Source organism: Varibaculum massiliense (assembly GCF_900106855.1).
Taxonomy (GTDB): Bacteria; Actinomycetota; Actinomycetes; order Actinomycetales; family Actinomycetaceae; genus Varibaculum; species Varibaculum massiliense.
The window spans coordinates 630,003-646,163 of the sequence record NZ_FNWI01000004.1 but is presented as its reverse complement, the minus strand read 5'-3'; the positions used below and the strand labels follow the sequence as shown (position 1 = coordinate 646,163).

The 16,161-nt window shown below is 54.6% G+C and carries 15 protein-coding genes; 13 read left to right on the top strand and 2 right to left on the bottom strand.

Annotated features, from left to right (window positions below):
- Window positions 1-24 precede the first annotated feature (24 nt).
- The 4 genes from BQ5456_RS02935 to secA all read left to right on the top strand — a co-directional run bounded on the left by BQ5456_RS02935 (window position 25) and on the right by secA (window position 7,516).
- A complete protein-coding gene (locus BQ5456_RS02935) occupies window positions 25-1,065 on the top strand; it encodes a class C sortase (RefSeq protein ID WP_022864143.1) in 1,041 nt (346 codons plus the stop codon).
- A 117-nt stretch (window positions 1,066-1,182) separates the two neighbouring features.
- Window positions 1,183-2,091 (top strand): universal stress protein, encoded by a 909-nt coding sequence (locus BQ5456_RS02930; RefSeq protein WP_071128675.1) that lies wholly within the window; start codon window positions 1,183-1,185, stop codon window positions 2,089-2,091.
- A 1,289-nt stretch (window positions 2,092-3,380) separates the two neighbouring features.
- The gene (metK, locus tag BQ5456_RS02920) at window positions 3,381-4,574 is read left to right on the top strand and encodes a methionine adenosyltransferase (protein WP_071128673.1); all 1,194 of its coding nucleotides are present in this window, start codon (window positions 3,381-3,383) and stop codon (window positions 4,572-4,574) included.
- A gap of 164 nt (window positions 4,575-4,738) precedes the next feature.
- Window positions 4,739-7,516: a preprotein translocase subunit SecA gene (secA, locus tag BQ5456_RS02915; RefSeq protein WP_071128672.1), complete on the top strand. Its 2,778-nt coding sequence runs from the start codon at window positions 4,739-4,741 to the stop codon at window positions 7,514-7,516.
- A 107-nt stretch (window positions 7,517-7,623) separates the two neighbouring features.
- Here secA and BQ5456_RS02910 read toward each other — a convergent pair whose 3' ends face one another.
- Window positions 7,624-8,247, bottom strand: a complete 624-nt coding sequence (locus BQ5456_RS02910) for an Rv3235 family protein (RefSeq protein ID WP_143037007.1) — start codon at window positions 8,245-8,247, stop codon at window positions 7,624-7,626.
- Between the two features lie 312 nt (window positions 8,248-8,559).
- Between BQ5456_RS02910 and BQ5456_RS02905 the strand changes: the two genes are divergently transcribed.
- Window positions 8,560-9,087 carry a DUF6912 family protein gene (locus BQ5456_RS02905; RefSeq protein ID WP_071128670.1) on the top strand — a complete coding sequence of 176 codons (528 nt, stop codon included), beginning with the start codon at window positions 8,560-8,562 and terminating at the stop codon, window positions 9,085-9,087.
- On the opposite strand, the gene BQ5456_RS02900 is transcribed toward BQ5456_RS02905, so the two are convergent.
- Window positions 9,084-9,512 carry an HIT family protein gene (locus tag BQ5456_RS02900; RefSeq protein WP_071128669.1) on the bottom strand — a complete coding sequence of 143 codons (429 nt, stop codon included), beginning with the start codon at window positions 9,510-9,512 and terminating at the stop codon, window positions 9,084-9,086. The genes BQ5456_RS02905 and BQ5456_RS02900 overlap by 4 nt on opposite strands.
- Window positions 9,513-9,708: 196 nt before the next feature.
- On the opposite strand from BQ5456_RS02900, the gene ftsZ reads away from it, so the two are divergent.
- The 8 genes from ftsZ (at window position 9,709) to BQ5456_RS02860 (ending at window position 16,159) form a co-directional block, all read left to right on the top strand.
- The gene (gene ftsZ / locus BQ5456_RS02895) at window positions 9,709-11,049 is read left to right on the top strand and encodes a cell division protein FtsZ (RefSeq protein WP_071128668.1); all 1,341 of its coding nucleotides are present in this window, start codon (window positions 9,709-9,711) and stop codon (window positions 11,047-11,049) included.
- 6 nt (window positions 11,050-11,055) lie between these two features.
- Complete coding sequence (gene pgeF, locus BQ5456_RS02890; protein ID WP_071128667.1) at window positions 11,056-11,802, top strand: peptidoglycan editing factor PgeF; 747 nt, start codon at window positions 11,056-11,058, stop codon at window positions 11,800-11,802.
- Window positions 11,803-11,911: 109 nt separating this feature from the next.
- Window positions 11,912-12,376: a cell division protein SepF gene (locus BQ5456_RS02885; protein ID WP_071128666.1), complete on the top strand. Its 465-nt coding sequence runs from the start codon at window positions 11,912-11,914 to the stop codon at window positions 12,374-12,376.
- Window positions 12,377-12,379: 3 nt separating this feature from the next.
- Window positions 12,380-12,709, top strand: a complete 330-nt coding sequence (locus tag BQ5456_RS02880) for a YggT family protein (protein WP_071128665.1) — start codon at window positions 12,380-12,382, stop codon at window positions 12,707-12,709.
- A 181-nt stretch (window positions 12,710-12,890) separates the two neighbouring features.
- Window positions 12,891-13,688 carry a DivIVA domain-containing protein gene (locus BQ5456_RS10365; RefSeq protein ID WP_071128664.1) on the top strand — a complete coding sequence of 266 codons (798 nt, stop codon included), beginning with the start codon at window positions 12,891-12,893 and terminating at the stop codon, window positions 13,686-13,688.
- A 124-nt stretch (window positions 13,689-13,812) separates the two neighbouring features.
- Window positions 13,813-14,355, top strand: a complete 543-nt coding sequence (lspA, locus tag BQ5456_RS02870) for a signal peptidase II (protein WP_071128663.1) — start codon at window positions 13,813-13,815, stop codon at window positions 14,353-14,355.
- Complete coding sequence (locus BQ5456_RS02865) at window positions 14,348-15,277, top strand: RluA family pseudouridine synthase (protein WP_071128662.1); 930 nt, start codon at window positions 14,348-14,350, stop codon at window positions 15,275-15,277. The genes lspA and BQ5456_RS02865 overlap by 8 nt, the downstream gene beginning before the upstream one ends.
- A gap of 141 nt (window positions 15,278-15,418) precedes the next feature.
- Entirely contained in the window at window positions 15,419-16,159 is a 741-nt protein-coding gene (locus BQ5456_RS02860; RefSeq protein ID WP_071128661.1) for a ComEA family DNA-binding protein, read from the top strand.
- The last annotated feature ends 2 nt before the right edge of the window (window positions 16,160-16,161 follow it).

Sequence of the window (16,161 nt, the reverse complement as noted above, 5' to 3'; positions counted from 1 at the left end):
AGAAAACGAGGGGAGGGAACCGCGGTGCGAAAAACTTTAATCATCATTTTGACAGCAGTGGGAGCCCTGCTCTTGCTGTATCCGGTAGTCGCTATTTTCATTGGCAACGTGCGTATTGGGGAAATCTCGCGCATGCAAGCGCAAGAAATGAAACAGATGTCTGCCCATCCTGATCAGTCTCAGGCGCTGCTGAAAGCGGCACACGAATATAACCACAATATCCGTGGCATCCCCATTCTTGACCCCTACCTCTACCAGATGACTAAAACCGGGTCGGAAGAATATCAAGAATACCTAGCGACCCTCCCTGGAGACGTGATGGCGCGGCTAGTAGTGCCCTCCGCAAAAATCGACCTACCGGTGCGGCACGGCACCGAAGATGACGCGATTGCCCGTGGCGCCGGGCATCTTTTCGGTACCGGACTGCCAGTTGGAGGTAAAGGAGTAAACGCCGTCCTCACCGCCCATTCCGGGATGAGAACCGCCAGTTTGTTTGACGGGCTTCACGATGTCAAAGTCGGCGATATTGCCTACGTGCAGGTGGCAGGAAAAAAGCTCGCCTATAAAGTCCGCGCTATCCACGTAATCAAACCCACCCAGTTAGAGTTATTCCATCCCGTACCGGGCAAAGATATCCTGACCCTGTTCACCTGCACCCCCTACGGCACTAACACCCACCGCCTGGTAGTTACCGCCGAACGTATCCCCCTCAAGACAGCGCCCCCGATGAACGAAGAAGGACCCACCTGGTGGGATGCGTTGCGCTGGTGGATGATCCTCCCGATACTTATTTCCGCAGTGGGAGGGACTATCGTGGCGCGGTACCTGCGAAACGGCCGTAAAAAAGACGATGAAGAAGATAACCTCGAGGAAGCAGAAAATCTCGCGCAAATAGGTAGATTAACCCGGGCGGAAAGAGCAAAGAAGTTCCGGGAATCGCGTAAACGTAAAGCATCGCGCCATTCCGCAGGGTCGCGTAATTCCGCTCGCGCCCCCAAAGCTAGCAAGACCGGCGCAAAAAGCCACCAAACGTCTCTTCAGGAAAAAGAAAAAAGCTTCACCTGAACACCATCCGTTTCGGCCTTAGTTTCAGCGCGCACGGTTCATTTCAGAGTAAAGGCGCCCTCAGGTCTATAAAATAGGAGTAAGCAGGCATAGGCGCAGCAGAAGGGGGATATAGCCATGTCGGGAAAAGAAACTATTTTAGTGGGCGTTGACGGCTCCCCAGAATCTTTAGAGGCCGCGGAATGGGCGGGTGTGCGCGCCCAGCAAAGCGGCAGCAAGCTGCAAGTATTATGTGCCTACGCCCTGCCTTCCTATACGGCAGCCTCCATGGATTCCGGATTCGCAGTAGTAGATAATGATGCGATTCGGGAAAGCGCGCAAACCGTAGTGGACGAGGCTATCTCCCACCTCAATAAGCTTGGTTATCAGGCCGAAGGTCGGGTGGAGGCCGGTGATCCCACCGCGATTTTGGTGCAGCTGTCGCAGCAAGTCGATTTGATTGTGGTCGGTACCCGCGGAGGCGGCGGATTTACTGACCGGTTGCTGGGTGCGACCTCTTCGGCGCTACCTGCCTATTCTCGTTGCCCAGTAGTGGTAGTGCCGCGGCGAGGGGGCGCCGATGACCAATTCGTGCCAGTAAAGAAAATCGTGATCGGATTTGACGGTTCCACCCGGTCCCGCAAATCTTTGCGCCGCTCTATCAAAGAAGCCCAAGTTTGGGGCGCGGAGCTCACCGCCGTGGATGCGGTTCCCCTGGCATCATCCGCCGGGATCTTGTCCTGGTTGCCGGCAACAGTCGACCGCGACAGCATCTTGCGGGATGTACGGGACCAGCTTAAACAAACATGTCAGGAAGAAACCGCTGGTAGCGGGGTGAAAGTGCATTCTCATGCCCTAGACGGCAATCCGGCGGCGTTGCTGACAGAGTTTTCCACCGCCGTCGACCTGGTGGTGGTAGGTACTCGCGGAGGCGGCGGATTCGCGGGAGCGCTGATGGGTTCCACCTCGCAATCCATCTTGGCGCATGCAGCCTGCCCCGTACTGGTAGTACCCACTGGCGACCGCGAATCTGGCGCCGAAGAATAGGGTTAGGTACCAGGGGGGTTATTTCGGCTCTAGTGCCGGCCTGCTACGACGAGACCGAATCCGGCGCCAAACACTGAGCGTTAGTATCGCAAGTACAACGCAAATGGTTTCGTTGCATTTGCGTTGCAAGACTAAATTTTGCGTTGCACTTTGCATTGCAACGCAAACCTAGGGATTCTTCCTAGGTTTGATCTCCTCTTACTTACTTTTCCTGCGTTCGTGCGTTTTGATCTGTCCTTTCTTTTTGCGTATTTCTGCGTATTTTTACGAATCAAAATGAGTTTTCTGGCGCTGTCGTTGTTGGATCCCGAGACTCTACTCTCTGCCTCAGGCTTTATCATCCTGGCACTTATGCGTCTCACCTGCAGATATTCATGTTTGCGTTGCTTTACAGGTGCGACAGCCTCTTAGTGGACAGGCAGGCAGATAGACATTCTACATGAAGTATGCGACAAGTTAGCTGTATATCGTGAGAGTGGTTGGGTGGGAGTTTTTTGGCCTCGAGCGCCGCCTCGGAGCCCAAAATAGGCTGTTTTATGTAGAAAAGTGTTTAAAATTGGCAATTTCAAGATAAATGTTACAAAAGAAAATCTAGTTTCATTTAAAAATAAAGGAAATTACACGTTTAATTTAATGAATTTGCCTGTCGCATTCCTAATTTCAATTTCGATGAATTACGCAACAAAGTTATCCACAGGTTGTCGTCAGAAGTGCTTGTTTCGTTACTCCGCGAAAGATCGCCAAAACTGGGTGAAGTTCGAAAAAATTTCACCTTTCTGAGTGCTGAGCCTGTCCTGTAGTCGTATCGCCGTCCTCTGCTGGTCTGCCTCCGCCCCGAATCCTCACCTCTCTCGCCTTCCTCTCATCGCCCTCGTTCCCTTCCTTCGCCCTCTTCCCGCTCTGCCGTTCTCGCCCTCACTCCCAATTCCGTCCTTCCCGCCCCGTCCTTTCGATCCCACTCCGCACCTCCGCTCTGGAGGGTGAAAGTGTCGCGGGAGGGTGGAAATGTCGGCGTTGTGCCTGTAGTGGTTTGTGAGGGTGTGCAGAATCGCCCTCCCCGGACAAAATCACCCTCCCGGTACCGGAACACCCTCCGGCGCGGGGAAAGCGACAAAAACACCCTCCAGGGTCTTTAGGGTGGGGGAGGAGAATCGTCTGGTGTTCAAGATCGATGGCGAGGTGTTGCGGATAGTCCAGTGCGGCACCCATTATGGTGACTTGTGACGCTTAACTCCTTCTAGCTCCCTCCCAATTCCCGCAACCGCCAGCGCTGCCATAAACTGGAGACTATGAGCGCAAAGCAGTCGATTTTTACTTCTGAATCTGTCACCAGCGGACACCCCGACAAAGTCTGCGACCGGATCGCCGACACCATTGTGGATGCCCTGCTGGAGCAAGACCCGGAGGCGCGATCCGCCGTAGAAGTTATGGCCACCACCGGGCAGGTACATCTGGCCGGCGAAATCACCACTTCCGGCTATGTTGACCTGCAGACCCTAGTGCGCGAAACCATTAATGAAATCGGCTATACCTCCTCCGATATTGGTTTCGATGGAAATTCTTGCGGAGTGCTGGTCTCAATCGACCGTCAGAGCCCCGATATTGCTCACGGGGTGCAAGACTCGTGGGAAACCCGCCAAGGCGCAGCGGTAGATGCCTTTGACCAGCAGGGAGCCGGCGACCAAGGGATGATGTTCGGCTATGCCTGCAACGAAACCCCCGATTTAATGCCCGCCCCGATCTGGCTGGCGCATCGCCTCGCCAAGCAACTCGAAAAAGTCCGGCGGGAAAACATCCTCGACTACCTGTGCCCCGACGGGAAAACCCAGGTGACGGTACGTTACGAGGACGGGCGTCCAGTGGGACTAGACACCATCGTGCTTTCGACTCAGCATCGCGCTTCCGCAAACCTTAAAGACCTGCGGGAAGAAGTAAAAGCCGCCGTTATCGACCCGGTTATCGCTCAGGTGCCGTGGATTGAGGATCACGATTTCCGCACCCTCGTGAACCCGGCGGGACGCTTCATCCTTGGGGGACCGGCCGCCGACACCGGCCTGACTGGCAGGAAACTGATTGTCGATACCTACGGGGGAATGGCGCGTCACGGCGGGGGCGCATTCTCTGGGAAAGACGCCAGCAAAGTGGATCGCTCCGCGGCCTATGCGGCGCGGTGGGTAGCCAAGAACGTAGTGGCGGCCGGACTTGCGGATCGGGCGGAACTGCAGGTGGCTTACGCTATCGGCTCGGCGCACCCGGTTTCGATAGAACTGGAAACTTTCGGCACCGAAAAGATGGATAAATCTCAGATTCTTGAGGCCGTGCGGGAAACTTTCGACTTGCGACCGGCCGCTATTATCGATCGCCTTTCGCTGCGCCGACCTATCTATTCGCGTACCGCCGCCTACGGGCATTTCGGACGCTCCGGGTTTACCTGGGAAGATACCGATATGGCGCGGGAGCTACGCGCCAAGCTGGGGGCGTAAAAACAGCGGGCAAGCTGGGGCGTGACCCCCAGCCAGTCAAGCGTGGAGCCTAAAAAACTAGCGCCACCAGGTACTACGCCGAGAGGGAAAACTAAAACAACTAATCGTGCTTTTTGCCGCAGCCATATAGAATCGGTAAACGGAGCGAACACACGGGAGAACTAATGTCATTTTTTGAAAAAATCCTGCGGATGGGTGAGGGGCGAATCCTCAAACGCCTAGACCGGACAGCTCGCGAAGTCGTGGCGAAAGAAGAAGAATACGCCGCCCTCAGCGACGAAGAACTAAAAGCCAAGACCGCCGAATTCAAAGAGGCACTGGCAAAAGGGGCAACCGAGGACGAAATCCTGGTGGATGCCTTCGCGACTGTGCGGGAGGCCGCCTGGCGCGTCCTCAAGCAAAAGCCCTATCACGTGCAGGTTATGGGAGGAATTGCCCTTCACAACGGCAATATCGCCGAAATGAAAACCGGTGAAGGTAAAACCCTGGTCGCCACCATGCCCAGCTACCTGAATGCCTTAAGCGGCAAGGGCGTGCACGTAGTCACGGTTAACGACTACCTCGCCAGTTATCAAAGTGAACTCATGGGGCGTGTCTATCGCTTCCTGGGGCTAACCGTCGGCTGTATCGTTAACGGTCAAACCCCTACGGAGCGGCTAAAACAATACCAAGCAGATATTACTTACGGCACCAATAACGAGTTCGGATTCGACTATCTGCGCGACAATATGGTGCAGCGGGTAGAAGACATTGTCCAGCGTGAACACAACTTCGCCATCGTGGACGAGGTGGACTCCATTCTGATTGACGAAGCGCGTACCCCGCTGATTATTTCCGGTCCCGCCCAAGGCGAGGCTGACCAGTGGTACAACAAGTTCGCCTCCCTGGTAACCCGCTTAGAAAAAGATATGGATTACGAGGTCGACGAAAAGAAACGTACCGTGGGGGTCACCGATGTGGGGATTGCCGCGGTCGAGGACTTCTTAGGAATCGACAACCTCTACGAAGCCTCCCACACTCCCTTAATCGGCTTCCTCAATAACGCAATCAAAGCGAAAGAGCTGTTCAAACGGGATCGGGACTATATTGTTCGCAACCGGGAAGTGCTAATCGTTGACGAACATACCGGGCGCGTAATGGAAGGGCGGCGCTACAACGAGGGCATGCACCAGGCGATTGAAGCCAAGGAACACGTCCCGGTTAAAGCCGAAAACCAGACCCTGGCCACCATCACCTTGCAGAACTATTTCCGCCTGTACAACAAACTTTCGGGCATGACCGGTACCGCGGAAACCGAGGCGGCCGAGTTCATGAATACCTACAAGATTGGGGTTATCCCGATTCCGCCCAATAAGCCGATGATCCGCATTGACCAGCCGGATTTGGTTTACCCTTCCCGGCGCGGCAAACTCAAGGCGATTGTCGATGATATTAAAGAACGGCATGAAAAAGGCCAGCCAATTCTGGTAGGTACCACCGACGTTGCCAAGTCGGAAGAACTTTCCATCCTGCTGGATGAGGCCGGGGTGCCGCACAACGTGCTCAACGCGAAGCAGCACGCCCACGAGGCGCAGGTGGTGTTCGATGCCGGACGTAAAGGCATGGTTACCGTGGCCACCAATATGGCCGGGCGTGGTACCGACATTATGCTGGGTGGCAACCCGGAACATATTGCGGATCAGAAACTACGCGCGCGCGGCCTGGATCCGGAAGAAAACCTCTCCGAATGGCAAGCAGCTTGGGAGGACGCCCTTACCGAGGCGGAGGCCGAGGTAGCTGACGAACACGAAGAGGTTGTTGACCTGGGCGGACTCTACGTCCTCGGCACGGAACGTCACGATGCTCGCCGCATTGATAACCAGTTGCGCGGGCGTTCTGGACGTCAAGGTGACCCCGGGGAATCCCGCTTCTACCTGGCAATGGATGACCCGTTGATGATGAAGAACATGGCGGCGTTCGTTACCCGGTTTATGAATTCTTCCCTCTACCCCGAGGATTTGCCGCTAGAATCCAAGATGGTTTCCGGGCGCATCCAGTCCGCGCAGCATCAGACGGAGGCGCAGAACTTCGAGATTCGTAAGAACGTCCTTAAATATGACGACGTGATGACCGATCAGCGCGACCTGATTTACACCGAACGTCAGGAAGTGCTGCATAAGAAAATCGACCTCGATGAGCTGATTCCTTCCTACCTGCGTACTTTGATTAAAGAAGCGGTTACTCACGCCACCAGTGAAGGCAATGATTCCAACGAATGGGATTTGGAAAAACTGTGGAATAACCTACGTGCGGTTTATCCGGTGCGCGCCTCCCTTTCAGATCTCAAGGGTGAGGACGGCACTTTCCTGCATATTTCGGCTTCTGAGCTGGAAACTATGTTGCAGAATGATATTGCCGATGCCTATGAAGAGATTCTGGATCAGGTCAACGAGAACCCGATTGCGATTGATCAGCTGGGTGACCAGCCGATGGCCGAACTAGAACGCCGGGTACTGCTGGCCACGGTGGACCGCCTGTGGCAACAGCACCTCTACGAGATGGACTACCTCAAAGAAGGTATCGGCCTGCGGGCGATGGGGCAGCGCGACCCCTTGGTGGAATACAAGTCCGAGGGTGCGCTCATGTTCGAAAATATGATGGGGCAGGTACGTGAAGATACCATTACCGGTATTTTCAGTTTCTCCCACCAGTTCCAGCAGGTCTATGAGCAGCAGCTAGAGGCAGAAAAACAGCAAGCGGAGCAAGCCAAGAAGAAGGCGCTGGCAGAAGGCTCGGTGATGGGGGATACCGGACATAAGGAATCCTCACAAACGGTGCCGGCTGGCGCGGGAGCTTCTGGGCAAGGCTCAGCTTTTGGTGCCGAGGCTGCCCGACAGACTGCTGCGCAAGGCGGTAACCGGGCTCAGCGCCGCGCGCAGAAGAAGCGCAAGAAGCGTCGGTGAAATAACGGGTAATCCTTTTTACCTGCAGTATCGCGGGGAAGGCGGTTGGGTGGGCTTTTTGTATTAGCGCTATTGCCAAGCCCAGTACTCGTTGGCTGTGCGTTTGTTTACCCGATTTCCAGGGCGGTGATTCGCCAAGTTTTTCCCCAGGGTTTGATGCGCATGGCGATTGCCCGCACCCGGGAACCATCACTGACGCTGACTGCGACCTCGATTCCGTTGAAACCGTACTCGCCCTCACCGGCTTTGCGGTAACAAATCCGGCGCACCTGGATTGGTGCCGGCAGCGGATCATGTCTTTCGGTGCGCGCCAAAGCCAAGAAGGGTTTGCGCAGCTCCGCGCTGAACCAATTGGTGATGGCCTGTTCGGAGCGCCGCCCGGAAAAGACTTCAAAAATAGTTTTCACCGCCGTCGCTACCCAGGGTTTAATTTGAGGTAGCTGAGACAAGGATTCCCCTTGTTTAGGGGCAGGTAGTACTTTCGGTTTTTCTTGTTTTAAAGGGCGTAGTGCCTGCACTTCCAAAGAGCCATATTTGGGGCTAAGAGGAATTGTAGGAAGCTCCGGGCAAATGATGGCTAACGGCTGGGAGGAATTTCTGTCTTGAGGACAGATAGTCAATATTGGTTTTCCTGGCGGAAACAGCACCCGAAAGCGATTTTCACTATTAATTGGTTCGGCATAGTTCTCCACGGTCTCCCGTAAGAGGGGTTGTCTAGCTGCTAAACTCATCGACTTTGATCCTTGCAATATGAGAATTGTGCCGCTAATCCATTAGAGGCATCAGGGGAAAGGCATCACTGCCCAGTTGCGGTTTCGCGTTATTTAGAGAGAAAACCAAAAGCTACTTTAATAGTCAAAACTGCTACCAACAGGTTGTTAGTAATTTCAAATTAAGAAAACATTAAAGATAGGTGAGTTTTAGAGGTGGTTTCTGAGGTGGAAAAATCTGGGGGTAATACCAAAAATCTGCGGAACCTCACCTTTAGGATGCTTCGGGGTGGATTAAGAGTCCAGAGGGCGCGCGGGCGATAACATAGTTAGGTGCGTATTTATCTTCCGCTCGCGGACATCGAACTTTATAACCAGCAGCTTTATTCCCGCTTCGCCTGGGCGGGTAATGATGATTTCTGCCAGCTTTGGGGAATCGACTCTCAAGATGAGGAAGAAGCAGAAGATATGGCCATGACCATGGCGTCCATGTCTTGCCTAGAAAATTCCGGGGACGCCTATCCAGGGCGGATAGTGGCGGCGCTGGACGCAGATGGCAGTGAAATTGGCGCTACCAGTGACCTCGGTGTCTTTGAGGTGAAAACCGGCTTTAGCTGGCAGCGCCTGGTCAGCCTACATCTGGATAGCCCTGAAGATCTTGAGCTATGTCAGCAGGTAAGAGCGGCGCTGCCGGCGGAACAAGCCGCCTTTTGGTGTCGCGGAAACTATAGCGGTGAGGAAAATCTAGAAACTCCGGGATGGGAGCTCTGGCAAAAACTAGTGGCTGAGCCGCTGTCCTGGTATGACCGGAGCGAACTTGAGTATCTGCGCCGGCTGCTAGCTGCAAATGCTGGTTCTTAGGCGCGGGTTCCCGCTTCCTGGGCATGTCCCTGGGCGGCAATCGCCTGGCGTAGCGCCTGCATAGAAGTGGCAATTTCCTCCGGGGTAGCTGGCTGGGCGTGCGCGAACTTAATGTCTTCCATAGAGTTCGCCGGAATTAGGTGCAGGTGTAGGTGCGGCACATCGAATCCCGCGATGCTCAGGCAGGAACGCTGGGAGCCGAAAGCTTGTCGTTGGGCGCGCCCGATAATCTGCGCCACTTTCATCAGGTGTTGCAGCTCTTCAGTGGGGGCGTCCCAATAGTTTTCGACTTCCCGGCGAGGAACTAGCAGCACGTGTCCGGGGGTTATCGGGTTGATATCAGCGAAGGCGACGCAAATCTCGTCTTTCCAGCAGAACTCGCCGGGGATTTCGCCAGCGATAATGCGAGTAAAAATAGTGGGCATGGTTCCTCCTGAGGTTACAGTTCTTGTCTTCAATGATAGGACGGCGAGGATTCTGGGGCGGATTTAGCGCAAATTTGGCAACACGCGCGGGCAGTGCTTGCCGAAAATGCCACTTTACATAGGATTTTCGTTTGACCAAGAGGGCAAGAAAAGCTAACCCTAAACTAAAGGTTGAGGGTTAGATCGGAGGGCGACCGTGACAGTACCAGATACCAACCTGGCGGATATTAAAGTTGTAGGCATCGGCGGCGGGGGAGCAAACGCCGTTAACCGCATGATTGAGTTCGGCCTGAAAGGCGTAGAGTTCATTGCGATTAATACCGATGCGCAGGCACTAATGATGTCAGATGCGGACGTGAAACTGGACATCGGACGGGAAGAAACCCGCGGCCTCGGCGCCGGTGCTGATCCCAAGGTAGGCGAGCGCGCCGCCGCTGATAACGAAGAAGAAATCAAAGACACCCTAGAAGGTGCGGACATGGTCTTCGTTACCGCAGGTGAGGGCGGCGGTACCGGTACCGGTGGCGCTCCCATCGTGGCGCGGGTAGCGCGGGAAATGGGCGCCCTGACTATCGGGGTAGTTACCCGCCCGTTCTCCTTTGAAGGTAAGCGTCGTCAGACCCAAGCTGATGCTGGGGTAGAGGCGCTACGCAAAGAAGTAGATACCATTATCGTGATTCCGAACGATCGCCTCCTGGAAATCTCAGATCAAAACATCACCATGGTGGACGCCTTCTCCGCGGCCGACGAAGTTCTACATTCCGGGGTGCAGGGGATCACCGACCTGATTACCACCTCCGCCCTTATTAACGTTGACTTCGCGGACGTGAAAAGCGTGATGAAGGGGGCAGGGACCGCTCTGATGGGGATTGGCTCTGCCACCGGGGAAGACCGCGCAATCCGCGCTGCCGAAGCCGCTTTTATGTCACCGCTGTTAGAAGCGAATATCGATGGAGCGCTGGGGGTGTTGATGTTCTTCCAAGGCGGCTCTGATATGGGATTACTGGAGGTTCACCGCGCCGCCGATATGGTGCGGGAAATGGTGCATCCGGAAGCCAATATCATTTTCGGTGCCAATGTAGATGAATCTTTGGGTGACCAGATTAGGGTGACGATTATTGCTGCCGGATTTGATGACCCCAAAAAAGGTAAAGGCAAAACCAAGAGCGCGAAGGTAGAGCAGAAAGCGCCGCTACCAGCGGGAGAACCGGCTGCGGCTCCGGCGAAAAAAGAGCAAAAAGAGGACTCCACCGCTACCTCCACGATTCCGACTTTCCCCCGGAGGGCATCTTTGAACGAGGAAGAACGCAATGTGGGGGATTTGCCGCGGGCGAGCGCGCCGGGAGCACACCGTCTGCCGGTAACGCCGCCCTCCCGTGATGCTTTCAACCGCCGAGATAATGAAAGCTCGCACAGCTACCGCGATAACTTTGGCGTAGATACGAAGCGTGATGATGACACTACTTTGACCGTGCCGCGAGTATTCGAGGACGATAATCAGGAATCGGGGCTAGACGTACCCGACTTTATGCGGTAGATCCAGATGTTTGACCTTGGGGGAGCACAGGCGGTTTTCACCAACCGGATTGGTGGGGGATCCACCGGTTCTTATGCCACTCTCAACTTGGGAGATCACGTTGGTGATGACCCGGCTGCAGTAGCACAAAACCGCAAGATAGTTGATGAGGCGATTGGGCGCAAAGTGGTGTGGATGCATCAGACCCACTCCAACCGGGTGACACAAGTCCATCCCGGTTACACTGACAGCCCCGCCGATGCCGATGGAATCATTATTGATACCCGCGAGTTCGCGGAACTGGGGCTGGCTACCCCCGCTGCCGCAGTGATGGTAGCCGACTGTGTACCGCTGCTACTGGCTTCCGATGATGGTCTATTAGTAGCTGCCGTACACGCCGGTAGAGCCGGAATGGTGACCGGAATTGTCCGGGAAGCGGTAATCGCCATGCGAAAACTGGGTGCACAAAACGGCAAGATTCATGCTGCAGTCGGACCGGCAATCTGCGGAGCCTGCTACGAGGTACCAGAGGCGATGCGTACCCACGTGACTGGGCATGTACCGGCCGCCTGGTCGCGGACTCGCTCAGGCAGTCCCGGTTTAGATTTGCAGGCGGGAGTAATCTCGCAGCTGCGCACGGCAGGGGTACGGATTACCTTCGCCTCTAAACGCTGCACTTTCGAGGATCGAAATCTTTATTCTTATCGCCGCGATGGCGTCACCGGACGCTTTGCGGGGATTGTGGTTGGCAAAGGCCAGGTGCCAACCGGCTGAACTGCAACTTTAGGTCGGTAGTTTTGGGAACACGCCGAGGGGGTGCTTCCTAAAAAACCCGCCCGCGATTAACGTTTTCATAGACCCGCATTAAACGAAGGAGAACCTGATGGGCGCTTTGAGGAAGACGATGGACTATTTAGGCCTGTCCGAACCGCAAGAGAACGAGGAATACCGCGATGAGCTGCAAAGCGAAGTTCCGGATGCTGAAGTTCCGGCTCCGCGCCCGCGAATCGTAGAGCCGGCGCTGCGTTTCCCGCATGCGGTCAGCTCCCAGCCCGAACCGGCCTCCGAATTAAAGCGGATTGTAACTATTCGCCCCACCACCTATAACGAGGCACAAAATATTGGGGAGGCCTTCAAGGCCGGCACCCCGGTGATTATGAACCTGGGGGCAATGAATGACCTGGAGGCGCGGAGAATGATTGATTTTGCCGCTGGTCTTAGCTTCGCTCTCGATGGGGGGATCGAAAAGGTAACCAACCGGGTGTTCCTGCTTTCGCCAAAATCTGTACAGGTTGACGAGGGTGCGTCCTCCCTGGGGTCAAAACGAGATTTCTTCAACCAAAGCTAATAAATGCTTTCCCTGATCTATTGGGTCGGTCTGGTTGGCAGATGGCTGCTACAACTGTACATCCTGGCACTAATTATCCGGGCAGTCTTGTCCTGGGTGATGACGCTAAACCCCAGTTGGCGTCCTCAAAAGTCGCTGAGCCTATTTCTTTGTAACCTGGTTTTTGGTCTAACCGATCCGCCTTTACGTTTCTTAGGAAGATTTATTAAACCGCTCCGTCTTGGGACTATCGCCCTAGACCTTAGTTTTATCGTACTGTTTCTGCTGGTCACAATCTTAATTAATATTTGGACGCATTTAATCAACGCGCTTTTGGTGCTTGCCAGTTCCTAAAACTGCAGAAAAATGCACAAAGTGTTGCCGAAAATCATAGATGTTACTATTGTTGAAGATGTGGAAGTTGAGCAGAACTTCGGTATGCTTGTTTCCAACTGCAACCTATAGTGCAGAAGTTCCTCTAGAAAGTTAATAGCTTTCCCGGGGAAGAAGACGATAACAAACTGAGGTGACAGGTATGGCTCTGCTGACTGCTGAGGATGTCCATTGGAAGCAATTCCAGGCGACTAAATTCCGTGAAGGGTACGACCAAGAAGAAGTCGATGAATTCCTAGACGAGGTCGTGGAAACTATTGCGACGCTACAAGATCAGAATGCGTCCCTAAAATCTGAGCTAGATGAGGTACGTCAGCAGGCGGCTGCTGGTGGAGTAGTAGCTCCCAGCGACAACAGCGAAGAAGTCGCTGCCCTCAAGGCACAACTAGAAACCGCTAATGGGCAGATTGCGCAGATGCAAGCGCAGGTACAGCAGTACCAGGCGGCGGCCGCCGAAGGTGACCCGCAGGCCGGGGAACAAATCCAGGCGCTGCAAGCTCACTTGGCGCAGACGCAGCAAGAAGCTCAGGCGGCTTTGGCACAGTCTCAAGCGGAAACCCAACAGGCGATTGCGGAAATCGAACAGCTGCGTGAACAGCTGGCGCAGGCACAACAAAGTGCAGTGGCTCCGCAGGCTGCAGCAGACCAGCCCGAGGACGCCACCTCGATGCTGGCGCTGGCACAGCGGGTACACGATGAATACGTACGCAACGGTCAGCAGGAAGCTGATCAGATTCTGGAAGATTCCCGTCTCAAGGGTGACCAGATTGTACGCGAAGCCAATGACGAGCGTCGTCGCGTGCTAGAGCAGCTAGAATCCGAGCGGGCAGACCTAGAGACCCGAGTCGATGATCTCAAGGCTTTCGAGAATGACTACCGTCAGAAGGTGCGCGAACACCTGCAGGCGCTAATTGGTCAACTCGATGCCCAAGAGGCCTAAAAAGAATATAAAAGCCTAGTTCCTTCCAAGAGCCAGGGAGGATGAAGCGATGCCACCACGCAAGTGGTGGCATCGCTACTTTTTTATTAAATTTAGTCATAGACTTAACCAATCTGGGAAGAAGATGAATAAGCGAGAGAAGAAGCCAGTCGCCCCACTCCTGGTGATATTTGCATTTATCGCCGTGCCGGTGCTGATTATTGACCAAGCCACCAAAGCTTGGGCACTCAGCACCCTAGAAGTAGGAGCTGCCCCTAAGCCCCTAATCGGTACCTTTATTGGTCTGCAACTGGTACGCAACCCCGGCGCAGCCTTTTCCCTAGCCGAAAGTTTCACCTGGGTATTTTCGGTGATTGCAGCGGCAGTACTGGCAATCATTATTTGGAGTGGGCGAGCGATGACCAATCTGGCATGGCAACTATCCCTCGGGCTATTAGCGGGGGGAGCGCTAGGAAACTTGGTTGACCGGCTCACTCGCCCTCCGGGAATCTTTCGCGGGCATGTGATTGATTTCTTGAACTACCGCGGAATGTTTGTAGGGAATATCGCAGATATTGCTATCGTAGTGGGGGTTATTACCGTGGTAGTGCTGGTGGTGCTGGGCGTACCTTCTACCAGCGGAAAGCATACCTACAAACCGGAGCGGGTGCGAGGTACCGATGCGTGAACGGGTTACGATGCGTCTGCCTGATTTAGTGCAGGGGATGCGTCTTGACCAGGTATTAGCCAGTGAACTACAGCTTTCACGTTCCCTAGTTGCCAAGCTGATTAACCAATGCGATGTGAAAGTAAATGGGAAAATTCCTCGTAAATCCGCCGAGGTCTTTCCCGGAGATCAGGTGGAAGTACTCCTTCCGGATGCCTCCCCAAAAAGTTTGGAAATACCCTTTGAACTGCCGGTTCTTTTTGAGGACGCCGATATCGTGGTGGTCAATAAACCGGTGGGGGTAGCCGCGCATACCGCTCCCGGATGGAAGGGACCTACGGTTAATGGCGCCCTGCTAGCGGCGGGTCACCAGATTTGTACATCTGGGCCGCGAGAGCGGATTGGGATTGTGCATCGCTTAGATGTCGGTACCTCCGGCGCCCTGGTGGTGGCGAAGACGGAGGTAGCATACCGGCAGCTTCAAGATGATTTTCGCGCCCGCCGGGTGGAAAAGATTTATCACGCTCTGGTGCAAGGGTATTTTGAGCCGCCGCAGGGAACCATTTCCGCCCCGATTGGGCGGCACCCCTCCCGGGATTTCAAAATGGCGGTGGTAACGGGGGGAAGACCGGCGGTTACCCATTATCGCACTTTAGAGAGGTTACCGGGGGTTTCGCTACTGGAAATCCAGCTAGAAACCGGCAGAACGCATCAGATTCGGGTGCATGCGCAGGCAATGAGACATTGCCTGGTGGGCGATCCTATCTATGGAGGAAATCCGGAGTTGGCAAAGAAGCTCGGCTTAGAGCGGCAGTGGTTGCATGCAGTTTCTCTAAGTTTTATGCACCCGGTAACCGGTAAAAAAATGACTTTCGAAGCCCCCTTGAGCCCGGATTTAATGGCAGCTTTAGAAAAGTTGCGGACTTTGGATGCGGGGAAATAGGCGTTTAACCCGCCTTTATCCGAGTTCTATTGTGGGGTTAGCGACTTTAGGGTTTGTCCCCAGGGGTAGATAACGCCGCTTTATCCTGTTAGCTGCAGAGTCCAGATTGCGGATAAAAGTCGCAGAAAATAGTTTCGCCCTATGGATCAGGAAAAATCCAGCTATACCCGCGCGCAGTTTCGCCAGGCCACCCGCAGCGCCGGGCAGGGTGAAAAACTCTTAGAACAGGCCGAGGGGCGTTTGCGCTCGTCCAAAGGGGGGTTGCGAGCGCGTCTGCTTCCCTCCCCGCAGATAGTGGCAGTGGCACTGGTTGTCATCGTCATCGTGGCAGTACTGGCGGGGGGGGCGCAAAGGAAAAATCCTTCCAGCCCGGCTTCTTTACCGGTCCCTACTATCAGTTCCGCATCAGCACCCACATCGACAACTGGTGGGGCGGTGCTGGTAGATGTAGTGGGAAAAGTTAATAAACCGGGGGTGGTACGTCTGGAGGCATCTGCTCGGGTACAGGACGCGATTAAGGCCGCCGGGGGAGCGCTAGCGGGTACGGATTTATCAGGGCTGAACTTGGCGCGCAAAGTCAGTGATGGGGAGCAGATCCGGGTAGGTATCGATGATAGCGCCGGCAGCTCCAGTGAAGAAGGTAGTGCGGGGGCAGGTGGAGAGGGTGAAGGAATAGCTACCGGGGGCGGGGGAAAAATTTCTATCAATGACGCCTCCAAAGAACAGTTACAACAGTTGCCCGGAGTAGGGGAGGCTTTGGCGCAACGGATTGTGGCTTATCGCAAAGAGCAGGGACGATTCCAAAGCATTGAGGATCTAAAAAATGTTTCCGGAATCGGAGAAAAGAAATATGCCGCCTTGGCGGAGTTAATCAAAATCTAGCT

Bases quoted from the DNA above. Each gene is read 5' to 3' on its own strand.
- BQ5456_RS02930 (WP_071128675.1), top strand. From the start codon at position 1,183: ATGTCGGGAAAAGAAACTATTTTAGTGGGCGTTGACGGCTCCCCAGAA.
- metK (WP_071128673.1), top strand. From the start codon at position 3,381: ATGAGCGCAAAGCAGTCGATTTTTACTTCTGAATCTGTCACCAGCGGA.
- secA (WP_071128672.1), top strand. From the start codon at position 4,739: ATGTCATTTTTTGAAAAAATCCTGCGGATGGGTGAGGGGCGAATCCTC.
- BQ5456_RS02910 (WP_143037007.1), bottom strand. From the start codon at position 8,247: ATGAGTTTAGCAGCTAGACAACCCCTCTTACGGGAGACCGTGGAGAAC.
- BQ5456_RS02900 (WP_071128669.1), bottom strand. From the start codon at position 9,512: ATGCCCACTATTTTTACTCGCATTATCGCTGGCGAAATCCCCGGCGAG.
- pgeF (WP_071128667.1), top strand. From the start codon at position 11,056: ATGTTTGACCTTGGGGGAGCACAGGCGGTTTTCACCAACCGGATTGGT.
- BQ5456_RS02885 (WP_071128666.1), top strand. From the start codon at position 11,912: ATGGGCGCTTTGAGGAAGACGATGGACTATTTAGGCCTGTCCGAACCG.
- BQ5456_RS02880 (WP_071128665.1), top strand. From the start codon at position 12,380: ATGCTTTCCCTGATCTATTGGGTCGGTCTGGTTGGCAGATGGCTGCTA.
- BQ5456_RS10365 (WP_071128664.1), top strand. From the start codon at position 12,891: ATGGCTCTGCTGACTGCTGAGGATGTCCATTGGAAGCAATTCCAGGCG.
- lspA (WP_071128663.1), top strand. From the start codon at position 13,813: ATGAATAAGCGAGAGAAGAAGCCAGTCGCCCCACTCCTGGTGATATTT.
- BQ5456_RS02865 (WP_071128662.1), top strand. From the start codon at position 14,348: ATGCGTGAACGGGTTACGATGCGTCTGCCTGATTTAGTGCAGGGGATG.
- BQ5456_RS02860 (WP_071128661.1), top strand. From the start codon at position 15,419: ATGGATCAGGAAAAATCCAGCTATACCCGCGCGCAGTTTCGCCAGGCC.